Below are 17935 nucleotides of genomic sequence, written 5' to 3'. Positions count from 1 at the left end.
TCTCTCCTTGTCAGCATTCGTCACGCAGCGTACTGCGCTTACATCATCACGACGTCAAACTGCTCCTGGTTATAGAGCGGTTCAATTTGTACTTTTACCTGTTTGCCGACAAAGATTTCCACTTCCGCCAGCGCGTGTGACTCTTCGCCTTTCAGCGCTTCAGCCACCGCAGGGGAAGCATAGACCAGAAAACGGTCGGAGTCGTAGGCATGATGCACACGCACAATTTCACGCATAATTTCGTAGCAGACGGTCTCAACCGTCTTTACCGTTCCGCGTCCATGGCAGGTCGGGCATTCATTACACAGCACATGCTCCACGCTCTCGCGGGTACGCTTACGCGTCATTTCCACCAGCCCCAGCTGTGAGAAGCCGTTGATGCTGGTTTTCACGCGATCTTTACTCAACGCCTGCTCAAGCGAGTGCAGCACGCGGCGACGATGGTCTTCATTACTCATATCGATGAAGTCGATGATGATAATGCCGCCCAGATTGCGTAGACGAAGCTGGCGCGCAATCGCCTGCGTGGCTTCGATGTTGGTGTTGAAGATGGTGTCATCGAGATTGCGATGGCCGACAAACGCGCCGGTGTTAATATCGACGGTGGTCATCGCTTCGGTCTGATCGATGATCAGATAGCCGCCTGACTTCAGTTCAACCTTACGCTCCAGCGCACGCTGGATCTCGTTTTCAACATCATAGAGATCGAAGATCGGCTGACGCCCTGAATAATGCTCCAGCAGGCCAGGCATCTCGGGGATATATTCGGCGGTAAATTCCAGCAGTGCTTCATAGGTCAGGCGCGAGTCCACGCGAATGCGGTCGAGCTGCGCATCAGCAAAGTCACGCAGAACGCGTTGTGCAAGCGCCAGTTCACCGTAGAGCTGGTAGCGGGTCTGGTTGCGTTTTTTACGCTCCATCACTTTGGTCCAGACGCGCTTCAGGTAAGCCGCATCCGACGCCAGGTCTTCCTCGCTGATCCCCTCTGCGGCGGTACGGATGATAAACCCGCCCTGCTCATCGCAGTAGGCACTCACCACTTTCTTCAGACGCTCGCGCTCGGTTTCGCTCTCAATACGCTGCGAAACGCCCACGTGCGACGCGCCGGGCATAAAGACCAGATAGCGGGAAGGTAAGGTGATGTCGGTGGTCAGACGGGCGCCTTTGGTACCGAGGGGATCTTTCACCACCTGCACCATCAGATCCTGTCCCTGACGCACCAGTTCGGAAATGTCGCGCACGGCAAACTGCTTTTGCTCTTCGCCCGCGACGCACTCGGTGTGCGGCATGATATCGGAGGCATGTAAAAATGCCGCCTTATCCAGTCCAATATCTACAAAAGCCGCCTGCATACCCGGTAGTACACGACTGACACGACCTTTGTAGATATTGCCTACTATTCCGCGCCGCGCTTCACGCTCAATATGAATTTCCTGAAGAATGCCACCATCAATATAGGCCACACGGGTTTCCGATGGCGTTACGTTTACCAACAATTCAGCCGTCATAATTATCCCTTCCCTCACGCAGTGAGTTAAAATTGCTCAGCAACTCATACGTTTCCACCAGCGGTAAGCCGACTACGGCGTGATAGCTGCCATGAATCTTCCTGACAAAACAGCCACCCAGCCCCTGAATACCGTATGCACCTGCCTTATCCATTGGTTCACCGCTGGCAATATAAGCGGCGATGTCGTCGTCGGTAAGCACTCTGAACGTCACTTCTGTCACCACCAGGCAATCCAGCACGTGCTGGCTGTCAGCCAGCGCGACGGCCGTCATCACCTGATGCGTATGTCCGGACAGTTTGCGCAGCATGCGCGCCGCATGATCGGCGTCGCGCGGTTTCTCAAGCACTTCACCATTCAGAATAACGATGGTATCTGCTCCCAGCACGGGGAGATCGCATGGCACACTGGCCACGCCCGCCTGCGCTTTCTCACGCGCCAGGCGAGACACGTACTGTTGCGCGCTTTCGCCCTCAGCACGTTTTTCTTCAATGCCGGTCACGATGCGTTCAAAAGAGACCCCTAGCTGCGTCAGGAGTTCCTGACGGCGCGGGGAGCCGGAAGCGAGATACAAAGACGTCATAGAAACCTTTTATTGCACAGCAAACTGCTGGCGAACCTTACGCATCAGCAGGAATAACCATGGCCAGAGCACACCGTTTACTACACTACTCCAGAACACTTCCGGTCGGAAAGAGACGTTGATCACTAAAAACTCTGCCCAGAAAACAACGATATCCGCAGCGAGCGACAATAGCATCACCACCAGGGCCTGTTGCCAGAGCGCAAGGTTACGGAAGAGCTGGAATTTGAGTGCGACGAGGTACGCAATAATGCTCATGGACAAGGCGCGCACGCCAAGCGTTGAGCCGCTAATGAGATCCAGTATGGCACCCATCACGAAACCTGTGCCGACATTTACGCGATGCGGCAGGGCAAGGATCCAGTAGAGCAAAATGAGCAATACCCAGTTTGGCCGGAAAACGAGAATGTCATCCGGCCAGGGCATCACTTGCAGCAACAGTGCAATGAGAAACGAGAGCCAGATGACCCAGCGTCCCTGGCTACGATAGCTTGCCACTACTGCCCTCCCGAAGAGAGTTTAGGCGGTGGCGGCGCATCCGGCAGCGGCTGCGTTAACCCGGTTGCCGGCGCCGGGACTGGCGCAGGTGGCCCCATGGAATCCGCAGGCGGGAGAACCTGCGGCATCATCTGCATCAGGCGCTCATTTGCCACGCGATGCACCTCTTCAGGCGTCATCGGGTTAGCACCGTTACGATCGGCGCCCCACAGCAGCAGCAGATAGCGCAGACGCTGCAAACCGGCGGTTGGACGCGCCTGAATCACGGTATAGGCACGCTGCGTATCCAGCTTCACCGAAGAGACCACCGCAACCGGATAGCCCTCAGGGAAGCGTCCGCCCAGACCGGAGGTCACCAGAACGTCACCCACGCGGATATCCGTGTTAGCCGGCAGGTGTTCCAGCTGCAGGTCATCCGTACAGCCATTACCGGCCGCAATCACGCGGATGTCGTTGCGCAGGACCTGGATCGGCAGCGCATGCGTGGCATCGCAAATCAGCAGCACGCGGCTGGTCAGCTTGGCCACGGCAACCACCTGGCCCACGACGCCTTTATCACTGATAACAGGCTGACCTTCATACACCCCGTTCACGCTCCCTTTGTCGATCACAACCTGATCGCTGTAAGGGTCGTTCACGGTGGAGATCACCTGAGTGACCATTTTCTGCTCATCCTGACGCAGCGGCGAGCCGAGCAGCTCACGCAGACGCGCGTTTTCCTGCTTGTATTGCCCCAGCATCAGCAGTTCGCTGTTTTTCAGCAACAGTTCCTGACGTAATGCCCGGTTTTCGAGTTCGAGTTGATCACGTGAAGACAGCGTTTGAGAAACGGAGTCGAGCAGTTCACGGGGACCATTTGAAACAAAGTAGAAAGGACTGACGGCGGTATCCATGTACGTTCTGATCTGGCTGAACGTACCGAGGCGGCTATCGGCAATAATGACCCCAAGCGCAACCAGAACCGCCAGAATAAGGCGAAACTGTAGCGATGGGCCACGGCTAAAAATTGGCTTCATAGGCTATGCGTATTCTCGCGTCAGAGAGAAAGGGTAGCAAATTGCTACCCTCTCAAACTCGACTACTCTTCGCTGAACAAATCGCCGCCGTGCATGTCGATCATTTCCAGCGCCTTGCCACCACCACGGGCGACGCAAGTCAGTGGATCTTCTGCAACTACGACAGGAATACCTGTCTCTTCCATTAACAGGCGGTCGAGGTTACGCAGCAGCGCACCACCACCGGTCAGAACCATACCGCGCTCGGAGATATCGGACGCCAGCTCTGGTGGGCACTGTTCCAGCGCAACCATTACCGCGCTCACGATACCCGTCAGTGGTTCCTGCAGTGCTTCCAGAATTTCGTTGGAGTTCAGGGTGAAACCGCGTGGCACACCTTCAGCCAGGTTACGGCCACGTACTTCGATCTCACGCACTTCATCGCCCGGATACGCAGAGCCGATTTCGTGTTTGATACGCTCTGCGGTGGCCTCACCGATCAGAGAGCCGTAGTTACGGCGTACATAATTAATGATGGCTTCGTCGAAGCGGTCACCACCGATACGTACGGAAGAGGAGTACACCACGCCGTTCAGAGAGATAACGGCCACTTCAGTGGTACCACCACCGATATCCACCACCATGGAACCGGTCGCTTCAGACACAGGCAGGCCAGCACCGATGGCCGCCGCCATTGGCTCTTCAATCAGGAACACTTCACGCGCACCTGCGCCCTGGGCAGATTCACGAATTGCGCGACGCTCTACCTGGGTTGCACCAACCGGCACACACACCAGAACACGCGGGCTTGGGCGCATGAAGCTGTTGCTGTGAACCTGCTTGATGAAGTGCTGAAGCATTTTTTCAGTCACGAAGAAGTCGGCGATAACGCCGTCTTTCATTGGGCGAATGGCGGCGATGTTGCCAGGGGTACGACCCAGCATCTGCTTCGCGTCATGACCCACTGCGGCCACGCTTTTCGGCGAGCCTGCACGATCCTGACGAATGGCCACAACAGAAGGCTCATTCAATACGATGCCTTGTCCTTTTACATAAATAAGGGTATTCGCGGTACCCAGGTCAATGGACAGGTCATTGGAAAACATGCCACGAAATTTTTTCAACATACTAAGGGATAATCCTGAAAGCTGGGGCGGAAAACAAAATCCGCTTACTTTACCAACCACACGCAGCAGCGACAAGGCGCAAAAATCATCTGCAACGGTGAAAATTTGTGCAGTACGTTTCCTGATGTTACAAAATCATCCCCTGACTCCCTCAGGGCTGAATAAACAGTAGCGTTCCCCACTGACGTTTGTAACCCGTTAAAGGTCGTTCACTGGCTTTTTGCTCGACATACTCAAAGCTACAGGCGCGATATTCTACGTGAAAACAGCGTAAACGGCAGGTCAAACAGAGTATCTTTGCAAATATTTTTTCACGTTGGTGTCAAGCGGTTGAGAGGCAGCAAAAAAATCCCCCTGACCACCCATCACACCGCGCTCTGTTAACATCTGCCATTCACTTCTGGAGCGCACGCCCGTGGCAAATACTTGTGTTCGCGTTCCCTTGCATGCTTCTACCAGACTCTGTACCAGCAGCTGGTTTTCCGTACGCTTCTCAATATTCCTTACCAGCCCCGGATGTAGCTTTAATAACTCCACATCCAGCTCCTTGATCCAGTTGGTACTGACCAGCGTTAAACCTGCCTGAGTCACCGCCACACGCGCACCGAGCGCATTGATCAAACGTACTACCGGACGTAACCGGCTGATGTGTTGACCTACATCGGCCTCAGCAAGTTCAAAAATAATGTGTTTGCGTTGCGATTTTTCGCATTGCATTAATGTATCACGTAGCCAGCGCTGAAAACGTGGGCGTATTAACGACTCCACAGTGACCTGCAGCGCCAGGCTCTCTTCCGGCCAGAAAGATAAAAACGGAATTAACCGGGTAATTTGCTGGCGGTCATACTCTTCGGACAGACCAAATTGCAGGACCATCGGCAGATATTCCGCCGAGATAACCTCTTCCGTACCGTCAAAAATACGGCACATCAGTTCACGGTGGTGAACGTTGCCGTTTTTCATGACCGCGGGTTTTTGATAAATACGTGGTCCACCGCGGCTAAGCATTTGCTCAATCAAAGTACGCCAGCGCACGTTGCCACGCCCTTTTTCCGGCAGCGAGTCATCGTAAACAGCCCATCCGTTCGCCCCCTGCAACACGGCGTTGCGGGTGGCCGCTTCCGCATGTTCCATCACCTGTTCTGTGGATTGTCCGCCACGCCAGGCGCAGATCCCCATGTGGACCATATCGTCCCTGTCGAGCATTTTGCTCTGCGGCAGCGCATCCACCGCCTTCAACAGCTGGCTGGCGATGCTTTCCGACTCTTTCAGCGTACGATGAGGCAACAATACGGCAAAGTCGCTGCGGTGATAGCGGGCCAGCAGCGCGCCCGGGTAGCGCATAATAAAGGTGGAGAGCAGGTTGATCAGCGTAAAGAGATTTTCTTCCGCAGCCCGCTGTCCCCAGGTATCGCGCAGGAGATCGAAATCGGGCAGGCGAATCATCATCACCACCCCGTGTGTCCCCACTTTTTCTGAATCGTCGAGCAGCGTCGCGAGTTGATTATCAAAGAAAAGACGGTTGTTAAGGCCAGTTTTATTATCCTGGGCGGCATAAGAGCGAATCAGCGTATCCATTCGGCTGCGCTGGTCGCTGGCAAACTGGATTTCCGAGAGCAGCGTATCCAGCGCGCTGCTGGCGCGTGACGGCCACTCATGGACCGAGCCACGCACCTGCGGACCGCGTTCACCGTTAAGGATCCGCACGGAGCGCATCTCCAGCAGCTCCTGGCCGGAGAGCTGTCGGCGCAGCCAGCGGACCGCGAGAAAGATCAGCAGGACGATAAACGCAACGGCGACGGTGAGCGGTGCGGTGGTCATCATTGAACGAAAATAGCTCGCCATCGGATCGAGGTAGACCATGTGTATGGTCATCCCCGGATTTTTCAGGGAATGCACCGTCACTTCCCGATACTGGCTCACCACGCCCGCAGGACGATAGCTTCCCGGCCGTTCGTGGCTTAAAACACGATGCTTTCCCTGCAGAATGTCGATCTGAACGATATCAACAGGTACCATCAACTCATCGAGCTCACGGGAGAGCGCCGGTAGCGGCGTCGTCAGCAGACGCGCATCAATCACCGATGCAACAGACTGTACCCGGTTAACCAGCTTGTCCTGAATGGCGGTGTAAAAGCTCAGGGAGCAGCCCATAAGCGTGACAAAAATGGTAAGCCCCGTCAGCAAGGTGATAAAAGCCGAGAACTTCGTCGTTAATCGCATCCTTGAGATTACTCCGTGGGTTGATGGGGTAGCGAGTAAGCGCTAACTTGCATTCCAAATGCGGCATACTACCAAATCGAGTGTATCTGGCAATTTATTGCGTTAAATCGGCATTGCGTTTCCCTGAGCGAGTATAGTCTTCAGAAATTATTTTCCAATCATCTGAGTCGAGAGGACCCCGTATGCAGGCTTTGATCTTAGAACAGCAGGACGGCAAAACGCTTGCCTCAGTGCAGGCGGTTGAAGAGAGTCGCCTGCCGGAAGGCGAAGTAACCGTCGACATCGACTGGTCCAGTTTAAATTATAAAGATGCGCTGGCGATTACCGGTAAGGGTAAAATCATCCGAAATTTCCCTATGGTGCCGGGGATTGATTTCGCGGGCCGAGTTCATACCAGCGAGGATCCGCGCTTCCACCCGGGCCAGCAGGTGCTGCTCACCGGCTGGGGCGTAGGTGAAAATCACTGGGGCGGGCTGGCAACGCAGGCGCGCGTGAAGGGCGACTGGCTGGTGCCAATGCCGAAAGGCATGGATGGCCGCAAGGCGATGATCGTCGGCACGGCAGGCTTTACCGCCATGCTGTGCGTGATGGCGCTGGAAGAGGCGGGCATCCGCCCTGAGTCGGGTGAAATTGTCGTCACCGGTGCCAGCGGCGGCGTGGGCAGCACTGCAGTCACGCTGCTGCACAAGCTGGGCTATCAGGTCGCGGCGGTGTCGGGCCGCGAAAGCACCCACGATTACCTGCGCCAGCTCGGGGCCAGCCGCATTCTCAGCCGTGACGAATTCGCCGAAACCCGTCCGCTGGAAAAACAGGTCTGGGCAGGCGCGGTGGATACCGTCGGTGATAAAGTGCTGGCAAAAGTCCTGGCGCAGATGAACTACGGCGGCTGCGTGGCAGCCTGTGGACTGGCGGGCGGATTTGCCCTGCCCACCACCGTGATGCCATTTATTCTACGTAACGTCCGTCTGCAGGGTGTGGATTCCGTGATGACCCCGCCGGCCCGTCGCCATGAAGCCTGGGAACGGCTGGTGCGCGATCTGCCGGAATCTTTCTATACCCAGAGCGCAACGGAGATTACGCTCAGCCAGGCACCGGACTATGCCAGTAAGATCATGGACAACCAGTTCCAAGGTCGTGCGCTGGTGAAAATCGCCTAATCTTCAAATTTTCGTGACATATTCGCGCGAATCCCTCTCCTCCGTCATGCTTAGGAAAACGCATGACGGAGGATGCCATGAAAAACCGAAAACTGACGGAAGCCGACGTAACGTCCGAGTCTGTCTTTATGTTACAGCGCCGCCAGATCCTGAAAATGCTTGGCATCAGCGCCACAGCCCTGACGCTCTCTCCGGCGGCACACGCCGACCTGCTCGACTGGTTTAAAGGCAACGATCGGCCGAAGGCTCCTTCCGGCGCCCCGCTCACCTTTACGAAACCCGCCCAATGGCAAAATAAACTGACGCTGACGCCAGAAGATAAAGTCACCGGCTACAACAACTTCTACGAATTTGGTCTCGACAAGGCCGATCCTGCCGCCAACGCCGGTAGCCTCAAAACCGATCCGTGGACGCTGAAGATTGATGGCGAAGTGGCAAAACCCCTGACGCTGGATCATCACGATCTGACCACCCGTTTCCCGCTCGAAGAGCGTATCTACCGCATGCGCTGCGTGGAGGCCTGGTCGATGGTGGTGCCGTGGGTCGGCTTCCCGCTGCATAAACTGCTGGCCATGGTTGAGCCCACCAGCAACGCAAAATATGTCGCTTTCCAGACGCGATATGCGCCGGACGAGATGCCAGGACAAAAAGACCGGTTTATCGGCGGCGGGCTCGAGTATCCGTATGTGGAAGGATTACGCCTCGATGAGGCGATGCACCCGCTTACCCTACTGACCGTCGGCGTGTATGGCAAGGCGCTTCCGCCGCAGAACGGCGCCCCCATTCGTTTAACCGTACCGTGGAAATACGGTTTCAAAGGAATTAAGTCCATCGTCAGCATTAAGCTTACCCGCGAGCGTCCTCCCACCACCTGGAATCTGGCGGCTCCGAACGAATACGGCTTCTTCGCCAACGTGAACCCGCATGTGGATCACCCGCGCTGGTCGCAGGCAACCGAGCGGTTTATCGGTTCCGGCGGTGCGCTGGACGTGAAGCGTCAGCCCACGCTGCTGTTTAACGGCTATGCGGATGAAGTGGCCTCGCTGTACCGTGGCCTCAATTTACGGGAGAACTTCTGAGTGCGTTTAACGGCAAAACAGATTACCTGGCTGAAAGTGCTGCTGCACCTGGCCGGGTTACTTCCTTTTGTATGGCTGTTCTGGGCCGCCAGCCAGGGGCTCTTTAGCGCAGACCCGGCCAAGGATATCCAGCATTTTACCGGTCGGATGGCTCTGAAATTTTTGCTGGCCACCTTGCTCGTTTCGCCGCTGGCGCGCTACGCTAAACAGCCACTATTGATACGCACCCGTCGGCTGTTAGGGCTATGGTGTTTTGCCTGGGCGACGCTGCATCTCACCAGCTATGCCCTGCTGGAGCTGGGAATTAACAATCTGGCACTGCTTGGCCGCGAACTGGTGACACGCCCTTATCTGACGCTGGGTATTGTGAGCTGGGTGATTTTACTGGCGTTAGCGCTGACCTCCACGCAATATGCGCAGCGAAAACTGGGCAGGCGCTGGCAGCTGCTGCACAACTTCGTCTATCTTGTCGCGATCCTCGCCCCCATTCATTACCTGTGGTCGGTGAAGATCCTCTCCCCGCAGCCGGTCCTGTACGCACTGGCCGCCGTGGCGCTTTTAGCATGGCGTTACAAGAAGTTCCGCCAGTGGTTGCGATAGTTCGCGAAACTGTGCGTTTTCCCGCATATTCCCCGTCAACCGCAAATCTTTTTCGGATAGCGGTTGATAATCTTCCCTGATAAGACCAGTATTTAGCTGCTAAATGCTACGAAATCGTTATAATGTGCGACCTTGGTTCGCCTGACAGCGGTTTTAAGCCTCTGAAAAGGTGACATTTGCGTTTCGAAGGTATATTTTGTTTTTTACCCGAAAATCGCAGGAGATAGCGGCATAATGACTGATAAGTTCCACATCTTAGTTTTGAACGGACCGAACCTGAACATGCTCGGAACCCGTGAGCCAGAGAAGTACGGCACGCTGACATTGAGTGAAATTGTTAACCGTCTGGGAACGGAAGCAGCGTCACTGAATGTGGATTTGGATCATTTTCAGTCGAATGCGGAGTACGCAATCATCGACCGTATTCATCAGGCTAAAGACAATGTGGACTATATCCTGATCAATCCGGCCGCGTTTACGCACACCAGTGTTGCTATCCGCGACGCACTGCTCGCGGTGAGTATCCCGTTTATCGAGATCCACCTGAGTAACGTGCACGCCCGAGAGCCGTTCCGCCACCATTCGTATCTGTCAGATATCGCTGCTGGCGTTATCTGTGGACTGGGCGCAGACGGCTATTCATACGCTTTACAGACAGCGGTAAAACGCTTGTCACAATCACACTAAACAAGAGTACGGAACCCACTCATGGATATTCGTAAGATTAAAAAACTGATCGAGCTGGTTGAAGAATCAGGCATCTCCGAACTGGAAATTTCTGAAGGCGAAGAGTCTGTACGCATCAGCCGTGCAGCCCCAGCCGCTAGCTTCCCGGTAATGCAGCAGGCTTATGCTGCGCCAGTGCAGCAGCCTGCGCTCTCCGCAGCCGTTGCGCCAGCAGCAACTGAAGCCGCACCTGCCGCTGCAGCAGAAATCAGTGGTCACATCGTACGTTCCCCAATGGTTGGTACTTTCTACCGCACCCCGAGCCCGGACGCGAAGGCGTTCATCGAAGTGGGTCAGAAAGTCAACGTAGGCGATACCCTGTGCATCGTTGAAGCGATGAAAATGATGAACCAGATCGAAGCAGACAAATCAGGTACTGTGAAAGCGATTCTGGTCGAAAGTGGTCAGCCGGTTGAATTTGACGAGCCGCTGGTCGTCATCGAGTAACGAGGCGTACATGCTGGATAAAATTGTTATCGCCAACCGCGGCGAGATCGCACTGCGTATTCTTCGTGCCTGTAAAGAACTGGGCATCAAGACCGTCGCTGTGCACTCAAGCGCGGATCGCGATTTAAAACACGTATTGCTGGCGGATGAGACGGTCTGTATTGGCCCGGCTCCGTCCGTAAAAAGCTATCTGAACATCCCGGCTATCATCAGCGCCGCTGAAATCACCGGCGCGGTGGCAATTCATCCGGGTTACGGCTTCCTCTCTGAGAACGCCAACTTTGCTGAGCAGGTTGAACGCTCTGGCTTCATCTTCATCGGCCCGAAAGCCGACACCATCCGCCTGATGGGCGACAAAGTGTCTGCAATCACCGCGATGAAAAAAGCCGGTGTGCCAACCGTACCAGGCTCTGACGGCCCTCTGACCGACGACATGGATGCTAACCGTGCTCATGCTAAACGCATTGGCTACCCGGTTATCATCAAGGCGTCCGGCGGCGGCGGCGGTCGCGGTATGCGCGTTGTGCGCAGCGATGCTGACCTGGCGCAGTCCATCTCCATGACCAAAGCTGAAGCGAAAGCCGCTTTCAGCAATGACATGGTATACATGGAAAAATACCTGGAAAACCCACGCCACATCGAAATTCAGGTGCTGGCTGACGGTCAGGGTAACGCGATCTATCTGGCAGAACGTGACTGCTCCATGCAGCGTCGTCACCAGAAAGTGGTCGAAGAAGCGCCAGCACCGGGTATTACCCCGGAACTGCGTCGCTACATCGGCGAGCGTTGCGCCAAAGCGTGTGTCGATATCGGCTATCGCGGGGCGGGTACCTTTGAGTTCCTGTTCGAAAACGGCGAGTTCTATTTCATCGAAATGAACACCCGTATTCAGGTTGAACACCCGGTTACCGAAATGATCACCGGCGTTGACCTGATCAAAGAACAGCTGCGTATCGCTGCAGGCCAGCCGCTCTCCATCAAGCAGGAAGAAGTTGTGGTGAAAGGCCATGCGATCGAGTGTCGTATCAACGCCGAAGACCCGAACACCTTCCTGCCAAGCCCGGGTAAAATCACGCGTTTCCACGCGCCGGGCGGCTTTGGCGTGCGTTGGGAATCTCATATCTACGCCGGTTACACCGTACCGCCGTACTATGACTCAATGATCGGTAAACTCATCTGCTACGGCGAAAACCGTGACGTGGCGATTGCCCGCATGAAGAACGCCCTGCAGGAGCTGATCATCGACGGTATCAAAACCAACGTTGATCTGCAGATGCGCATTATGAGCGACGAGCACTTCCAGAATGGTGGAACCAACATCCACTATCTCGAGAAGAAACTCGGTCTTAACGAGAAGTAAGACTGCGCGCACACGAAAAGGCCGGATTATCCGGCCTTTTTTATTTCTGGGGCCTGGAAAGCCTCATCATGTACAATCCCCGCTTTCTTCATCCACAAGGGACAAAAAATGGACAAACGTTTTGTTCAGGCCCATAAAGAAGCGCGCTGGGCGCTGTGGCTGACCCTTCTCTATCTCGCCGCATGGTTAGTAACTGCTTACTTACCGAATTCAGCGTCCGGCATAACCGGCCTGCCGCACTGGTTTGAAATGGCGTGTCTGCTGGTGCCGTTGATTTTTATTTTGCTCAGCTGGCTGATGGTGCGCTTTATCTTCCGCGATTTCCCGCTGGAGGACAGTGATGCAAACTGAAATCATCACCGTACTGGTTGTCTATTTGATCGTGGTATTTGGCCTCTCTTTCTATGCCATGCGCAAACGCAGTACCGGATCGTTCCTGAGCGAATATTTCCTCGGCAGCCGTTCCATGGGCGGGTTTGTGCTGGCGATGACGCTGACCGCCACCTACGTGAGCGCCAGTTCGTTTATCGGCGGGCCGGGAGCCGCATACAAATACGGCCTGGGCTGGGTATTGCTGGCCATGATTCAGGTGCCCACGATTTGGCTGTCACTGGGTATTCTGGGCAAAAAATTTGCCATACTCGCTCGCCGCTATAACGCCATTACGCTGAACGACATGCTGCAGGCGCGTTATCAGAGCCGCGCGGTGGTCTGGATTGCCAGTATCAGCCTGATTGTCGCCTTCGTCGGCGCCATTGCCGTTCAGTTTATTGGCGGCGCGCGCCTGCTGGAAACGGCAGCGGGTATTAAGTACGAGACCGGGCTGCTCATCTTCGGGATCACGATTGCGCTGTACACCGCGTTTGGCGGTTTCCGCGCCAGCGTGCTGAACGACACCATGCAGGGCATGGTGATGCTGATAGGTACTCTTGTGCTGCTGGTCGGCGTCATCTACGCGGCCGGCGGGTTACACAATGCGGTGCAAACGCTGGAACAGATCGATCCTAAGCTGGTCAGCCCTCATGGTGCTGACGATATCCTGACGCCCGCGTTTATGACCTCCTTCTGGGTGCTGGTTTGCTTTGGGGTTATCGGTCTGCCGCACACCGCCGTGCGCTGTATCTCCTATAAAGACAGCAAAGCCGTTCACCGCGGGATTGTGATTGGTACCGTCGTTGTCGCCCTTCTGATGCTGGGCATGCATCTGGCGGGCGCGCTGGGTCGAGCTGTATTACCTCACCTGACCGTGCCGGATCAGGTGATCCCAACGCTGATGGTGCAGGTTCTGCCGCCGTGGGCCGCAGGTTTATTCCTTGCTGCACCGATGGCGGCCATCATGTCCAACGTTAACGCGCACCTGCTTCAGGCTTCCGCCACCATTATCAAAGATCTATGGCTTAGCGCGCGTCCGGCTAAAATGCATAATGAGCAGAAGCTGAAACGCATCTCAACCTGGACCACGCTGGTGCTCGGTATTCTGATGATGCTCGCCGCATGGCGTCCGCCGGAGATGATCATCTGGCTGAACCTGCTGGCATTTGGTGGGCTGGAAGCGGTATTCCTGTGGCCGCTGGTGTTAGGGCTCTACTGGGAACGCGCAAACGCGGCGGGCGCGCTGAGCGGCATGATCGTCGGCGGTGTGCTGTATGCCGTCCTCGCAACGTTTAAGATTCAGTACCTGGGCTTCCATCCGATTGTGCCTTCGTTACTGCTAAGTTTACTGGCGTTTGTGGTGGGGAACCGTTTCGGTCAGCCTGTCCCACAACCCGCTATGATTTCTACTGATAAATAAAGAGTTTTGCCATGCCGTGGATCCAACTAAAACTGAACACAACCGGCGCTAACGCCGAGGAACTGAGCGATGCGCTGATGGAGGCCGGCTCGGTCTCTATCACCTTCCAGGACACGCATGACACGCCGGTCTTTGAGCCGCTGCCGGGCGAAACCCGCCTGTGGGGCGATACCGACGTTATTGGCCTGTTTGATGCCGAAACCGATATGAAAGAGGTCGTCGCGATTCTGGAAAACCATCCTCTGCTGGGCGCGGGATTTGTGCACAAAATCGAACAGCTGGAAGATAAAGACTGGGAACGCGAGTGGATGGATAACTTCCACCCGATGCAGTTCGGCAAACGTCTGTGGATCTGCCCAAGCTGGCGCGACGTCCCGGACGAGAATGCGGTCAACGTGATGCTCGACCCGGGCCTTGCATTTGGTACCGGCACTCACCCAACCACATCCCTGTGCCTGCAGTGGCTGGATGGTCTCGATCTGGACGGGAAGACGGTGATCGACTTTGGCTGTGGATCCGGGATCCTCGCGATTGCCGCCCTGAAACTGGGCGCAGCTAAAGCCATCGGGATCGATATCGATCCGCAGGCGATTCAGGCCAGCCGCGACAACGCCGAGCGTAACGGCGTGTCCGATCGTCTGGAGCTGTATCTGCCGGATGCACAGCCAGACGCCATGAAAGCCGATGTGGTGGTCGCAAACATTCTGGCAGGCCCACTGCGTGAGCTGGCCCCGTTAATCAGCGTGCTGCCCGTTGAGGGCGGTCTGCTGGGGCTTTCCGGTATTCTGGCGAGCCAGGCCGACAGCGTGTGTGAAGCCTACGCCGATCTTTTCACCCTCGACCCGGTGGTTGAGAAAGAAGAGTGGTGCCGCATCACCGGCCGTAAAAAATAAGCATTTGGCGTGGTCATCTGACCACGCCTTTCACCCTCTGATTATTCTCTCTCCCTTTGCCATTCTTCGGTAAAATAACCACACAAATCATGTTGATTTGTATTATAAAAATTCACCGGAAGAATATGATGAAACACATTACAGGCAAGGCAGCGCTGCTGGCGCTGAGCATGGTTTCGGCTTCAGCATTTGCGTCACACTGGAGTTACGAAGGGGAAGGTTCACCGGAACACTGGGGCGAGCTGGACGAGGCATACAAGACCTGTCAAAGCGGGATGAACCAGTCTCCGATTAATATTGATTCGACCGCTAACGCCCATCTCCCTCCGCTTAAAACGCACTACATTGATGGCCCAGTGGGGCTGACAAACAATGGCCATACCATTCAGGCCAGCGAAAAAGCAGATACCCGCAACACGATAACCCTGGACAAGCAAACCTGGACGCTACAGCAGTTCCACTTCCATGCACCGAGCGAAAACACCGTGCATGGCAAGAAGTACGCGATGGAGATGCATCTGGTACATAAAAACAGCGCGGGTGAGCTGGCCGTGGTGGCCGTCATGTTTGATAACGGTGCTGCGAATCCCGAGCTGGAAAAGCTGTGGAGTGTGATGCCTCAGCAGGCTGAACAGAATGTATCTATTGAGAAGGATCTCAACCTGAACAAACTGCTGCCAAAGGTGAAAACTTACTGGCGCTTTAGCGGCTCTTTGACCACGCCACCGTGTTCTGAAGGGGTCACCTGGATCGTGCTCAAACAGCCGTTAACCCTCTCAGCAGAACAGCTTGAGAAATTTACTCATACCATGCATCACGATAATAACCGTCCGGTACAGTCGCTGCACGGGCGCGTTGTGGTCGAATAAGACGCATTTTTCGCATGACGATCATGTTCTAAAATGCGACGCAGATCGCAAAGAAGTGGGGAAATCTGCTGCTAAAAACAGCAGATTATCCCGCTTCATCGAAGCATTTATTCAGAAATGATGAGAAGTTACGGGAAATTGTAAGCGCCTATAAAATAACCATTCTCGTATAACATAATGATTTAAATAATGAATAATTTTGAACAGAAAGATTGAGCGGCGATTCCTTGATCTACAACAGTGGATTGTTCAAAGTTTGGCCTTTCATCTCGTGCAAAAAATGCGTAATATACGCCGCCTTGCAGTCACAGTATGGTCATTTCTTAACTCATGCGCATCGGACACCACCAGCTTAGAAATCGCCTGATCGCAGCCCCTATGGCAGGTATTACAGACCGGCCGTTCAGGACGCTGTGCTATGAGATGGGAGCCGGTTTAACCGTATCCGAGATGATGTCGTCTAACCCGCAGGTTTGGGAAAGCGATAAATCCCGCCTTCGGATGGTGCACGTTGATGAACCAGGTATTCGCACCGTGCAAATTGCCGGAAGCGTGCCTGAAGAGATGGCAGATGCCGCGCGGATTAACGTGGAAAGTGGTGCCCAGATTATTGATATCAATATGGGGTGCCCGGCCAAAAAGGTGAATCGCAAGCTTGCAGGTTCAGCCCTTCTGCAATACCCCGACCAGGTGAAAGCTATCCTGACGGCGGTTGTCAGCGCAGTGGACGTTCCTGTTACGTTGAAGATTCGCACGGGTTGGTCGCCGGAACACCGTAACTGTGTAGAGATTGCCCAACTGGCCGAAGACTGTGGCATTCAGGCCCTGACCATTCATGGACGCACTCGCGCCTGTTTGTTCAACGGTGAAGCTGAATACGACAGCATTCGGGCAGTTAAGCAGAAAGTTTCCATTCCGATTATCGCGAATGGCGACATAACTGACCCGCTTAAAGCCAGAGCTGTACTCGACTATACGGGAGCTGATGCTCTGATGATAGGACGTGCCGCTCAGGGAAGACCCTGGATCTTCCGGGAAATCCAGCATTATCTGGACACTGGGGAGCTGCTTGCCCCGCTGCCTCTGGCAGAGGTTAAGCGCTTGCTTTGTTCGCATGTTCGGGAACTGCATGACCACTACGGTCAGGCAAAAGGGTACCGAATTGCGCGTAAACACGTCTCCTGGTATCTCCAGGAGCACGCTCCAGATGACCAGTTTCGGCGCACATTCAACGCCATAGAGGATGCCAGCGTACAGCTGGAGGCGTTGGAGGCATACTTCGAAAATCTTGCGTAATGAAATAAAGAGCTGACAGAACTATGTTCGAACAACGCGTAAATTCTGACGTACTGACCGTTTCTACCGTTAACTCTCAGGACCAGGTAACTCAAAAGCCCCTGCGTGACTCGGTTAAACAGGCACTGAAGAACTATTTTGCTCAACTGAACGGTCAGGATGTTAATGACCTGTATGAGCTGGTACTGGCTGAAGTTGAACAGCCACTGTTGGACATGGTGATGCAATACACCCGCGGTAACCAAACCCGCGCTGCGCTGATGATGGGTATCAACCGTGGTACTCTGCGTAAGAAACTGAAAAAATACGGCATGAACTGATACTAATCAGTTAAATGCTTGTTTAAAAAGGCGCTCTTCGGCATGGGGAAGCGCCTTTTTTATTACCTGTACCTCTCCGTCAACGCAGTGTAAACCTCCGCTTCTCCCGCTTTTAAACCACGGTTTTTCGTGTATATTTTTCCCCATCCTACAGGCGCTCTTCTCGCGGAATGACACAATGATTCGTAAATACTGGTGGCTGATTGTCTTTGCAATCTCCGTTCTCATTTTCGATGCACTCCTGATGCAGTGGATTGAACTGATGAGTACCGAAACCGATAAGTGTCGCAATATGAACTCCGTCAATCCGCTGAAACTCGTGAACTGCTCCGAGCTCGACTAACCGCCCGATTGCGCAAATCGCCCCGTTATTACCCACTAAAAACGGGGATTTAAATCCCTTTGAGCCATTACCTGACGGTGATAATGTCTCGCCCTTCTCAACCGCTCTAGCGTAACCCC

At 54.6% G+C, this 17935-nt stretch carries 19 protein-coding genes; 13 read left to right on the top strand and 6 right to left on the bottom strand.

Annotated elements, in window-relative coordinates:
* Positions 1–38: 38 nt before the first annotated feature.
* The 6 genes from rng to csrD form a co-directional block, all read right to left on the bottom strand.
* Complete coding sequence (gene rng / locus AC0TOY_RS05830; protein WP_010436156.1) at positions 39–1508, bottom strand: ribonuclease G; 1470 nt, start codon at positions 1506–1508, stop codon at positions 39–41.
* The gene (locus AC0TOY_RS05825) at positions 1498–2091 is read right to left on the bottom strand and encodes a Maf family protein (protein WP_032650440.1); all 594 of its coding nucleotides are present in this window, start codon (positions 2089–2091) and stop codon (positions 1498–1500) included. Before AC0TOY_RS05825 ends, rng begins: the two co-directional genes overlap by 11 nt.
* A gap of 9 nt (positions 2092–2100) precedes the next feature.
* A complete protein-coding gene (mreD, locus tag AC0TOY_RS05820; RefSeq protein ID WP_023309399.1) occupies positions 2101–2589 on the bottom strand; it encodes a rod shape-determining protein MreD in 489 nt (162 codons plus the stop codon).
* A complete protein-coding gene (gene mreC / locus AC0TOY_RS05815) occupies positions 2589–3605 on the bottom strand; it encodes a rod shape-determining protein MreC (RefSeq protein WP_023309400.1) in 1017 nt (338 codons plus the stop codon). The genes mreD and mreC overlap by 1 nt, the downstream gene beginning before the upstream one ends.
* A gap of 62 nt (positions 3606–3667) precedes the next feature.
* A complete protein-coding gene (mreB, locus tag AC0TOY_RS05810; RefSeq protein WP_000913396.1) occupies positions 3668–4711 on the bottom strand; it encodes a rod shape-determining protein MreB in 1044 nt (347 codons plus the stop codon).
* 282 nt (positions 4712–4993) lie between these two features.
* A complete protein-coding gene (csrD, locus tag AC0TOY_RS05805; RefSeq protein ID WP_473721602.1) occupies positions 4994–6934 on the bottom strand; it encodes an RNase E specificity factor CsrD in 1941 nt (646 codons plus the stop codon).
* A gap of 182 nt (positions 6935–7116) precedes the next feature.
* Between csrD and acuI the strand changes: the two genes are divergently transcribed.
* From acuI to AC0TOY_RS05740, 13 genes are all read left to right on the top strand, one after another.
* Positions 7117–8091 carry an acrylyl-CoA reductase (NADPH) gene (gene acuI, locus AC0TOY_RS05800; protein ID WP_473721601.1) on the top strand — a complete coding sequence of 325 codons (975 nt, stop codon included), beginning with the start codon at positions 7117–7119 and terminating at the stop codon, positions 8089–8091.
* A 77-nt stretch (positions 8092–8168) separates the two neighbouring features.
* Positions 8169–9170 (top strand): protein-methionine-sulfoxide reductase catalytic subunit MsrP, encoded by a 1002-nt coding sequence (gene msrP, locus AC0TOY_RS05795; RefSeq protein ID WP_023333641.1) that lies wholly within the window; start codon positions 8169–8171, stop codon positions 9168–9170.
* The gene (gene msrQ / locus AC0TOY_RS05790) at positions 9171–9770 is read left to right on the top strand and encodes a protein-methionine-sulfoxide reductase heme-binding subunit MsrQ (protein WP_473721600.1); all 600 of its coding nucleotides are present in this window, start codon (positions 9171–9173) and stop codon (positions 9768–9770) included. It abuts the gene before it with no gap.
* Between the two features lie 234 nt (positions 9771–10004).
* Positions 10005–10457 (top strand): type II 3-dehydroquinate dehydratase, encoded by a 453-nt coding sequence (aroQ, locus tag AC0TOY_RS05785; protein ID WP_024906320.1) that lies wholly within the window; start codon positions 10005–10007, stop codon positions 10455–10457.
* A 21-nt stretch (positions 10458–10478) separates the two neighbouring features.
* Complete coding sequence (gene accB / locus AC0TOY_RS05780; protein WP_013098992.1) at positions 10479–10943, top strand: acetyl-CoA carboxylase biotin carboxyl carrier protein; 465 nt, start codon at positions 10479–10481, stop codon at positions 10941–10943.
* Positions 10944–10953: 10 nt separating this feature from the next.
* The gene (gene accC, locus AC0TOY_RS05775) at positions 10954–12303 is read left to right on the top strand and encodes an acetyl-CoA carboxylase biotin carboxylase subunit (RefSeq protein WP_024906319.1); all 1350 of its coding nucleotides are present in this window, start codon (positions 10954–10956) and stop codon (positions 12301–12303) included.
* 108 nt (positions 12304–12411) lie between these two features.
* A complete protein-coding gene (locus AC0TOY_RS05770; RefSeq protein ID WP_032650447.1) occupies positions 12412–12654 on the top strand; it encodes a YhdT family protein in 243 nt (80 codons plus the stop codon).
* A complete protein-coding gene (gene panF, locus AC0TOY_RS05765) occupies positions 12644–14095 on the top strand; it encodes a sodium/pantothenate symporter (protein ID WP_032650448.1) in 1452 nt (483 codons plus the stop codon). Before AC0TOY_RS05770 ends, panF begins: the two co-directional genes overlap by 11 nt.
* Before the next feature lie 11 nt (positions 14096–14106).
* Complete coding sequence (prmA, locus tag AC0TOY_RS05760; RefSeq protein WP_024906316.1) at positions 14107–14988, top strand: 50S ribosomal protein L11 methyltransferase; 882 nt, start codon at positions 14107–14109, stop codon at positions 14986–14988.
* A gap of 128 nt (positions 14989–15116) precedes the next feature.
* Complete coding sequence (locus tag AC0TOY_RS05755) at positions 15117–15857, top strand: carbonic anhydrase (RefSeq protein ID WP_061716402.1); 741 nt, start codon at positions 15117–15119, stop codon at positions 15855–15857.
* A gap of 330 nt (positions 15858–16187) precedes the next feature.
* Positions 16188–17153: a tRNA dihydrouridine synthase DusB gene (dusB, locus tag AC0TOY_RS05750; protein WP_023309409.1), complete on the top strand. Its 966-nt coding sequence runs from the start codon at positions 16188–16190 to the stop codon at positions 17151–17153.
* A 23-nt stretch (positions 17154–17176) separates the two neighbouring features.
* Positions 17177–17473, top strand: a complete 297-nt coding sequence (fis, locus tag AC0TOY_RS05745) for a DNA-binding transcriptional regulator Fis (protein WP_000462905.1) — start codon at positions 17177–17179, stop codon at positions 17471–17473.
* Positions 17474–17651: 178 nt separating this feature from the next.
* Positions 17652–17816 carry a DUF2556 family protein gene (locus AC0TOY_RS05740; RefSeq protein ID WP_024906314.1) on the top strand — a complete coding sequence of 55 codons (165 nt, stop codon included), beginning with the start codon at positions 17652–17654 and terminating at the stop codon, positions 17814–17816.
* The last annotated feature ends 119 nt before the right edge of the window (positions 17817–17935 follow it).

This window comes from Enterobacter sp. PL_is379 (assembly GCF_055817355.1).
This window is presented reverse-complemented; position numbering and strand designations above follow the sequence as displayed.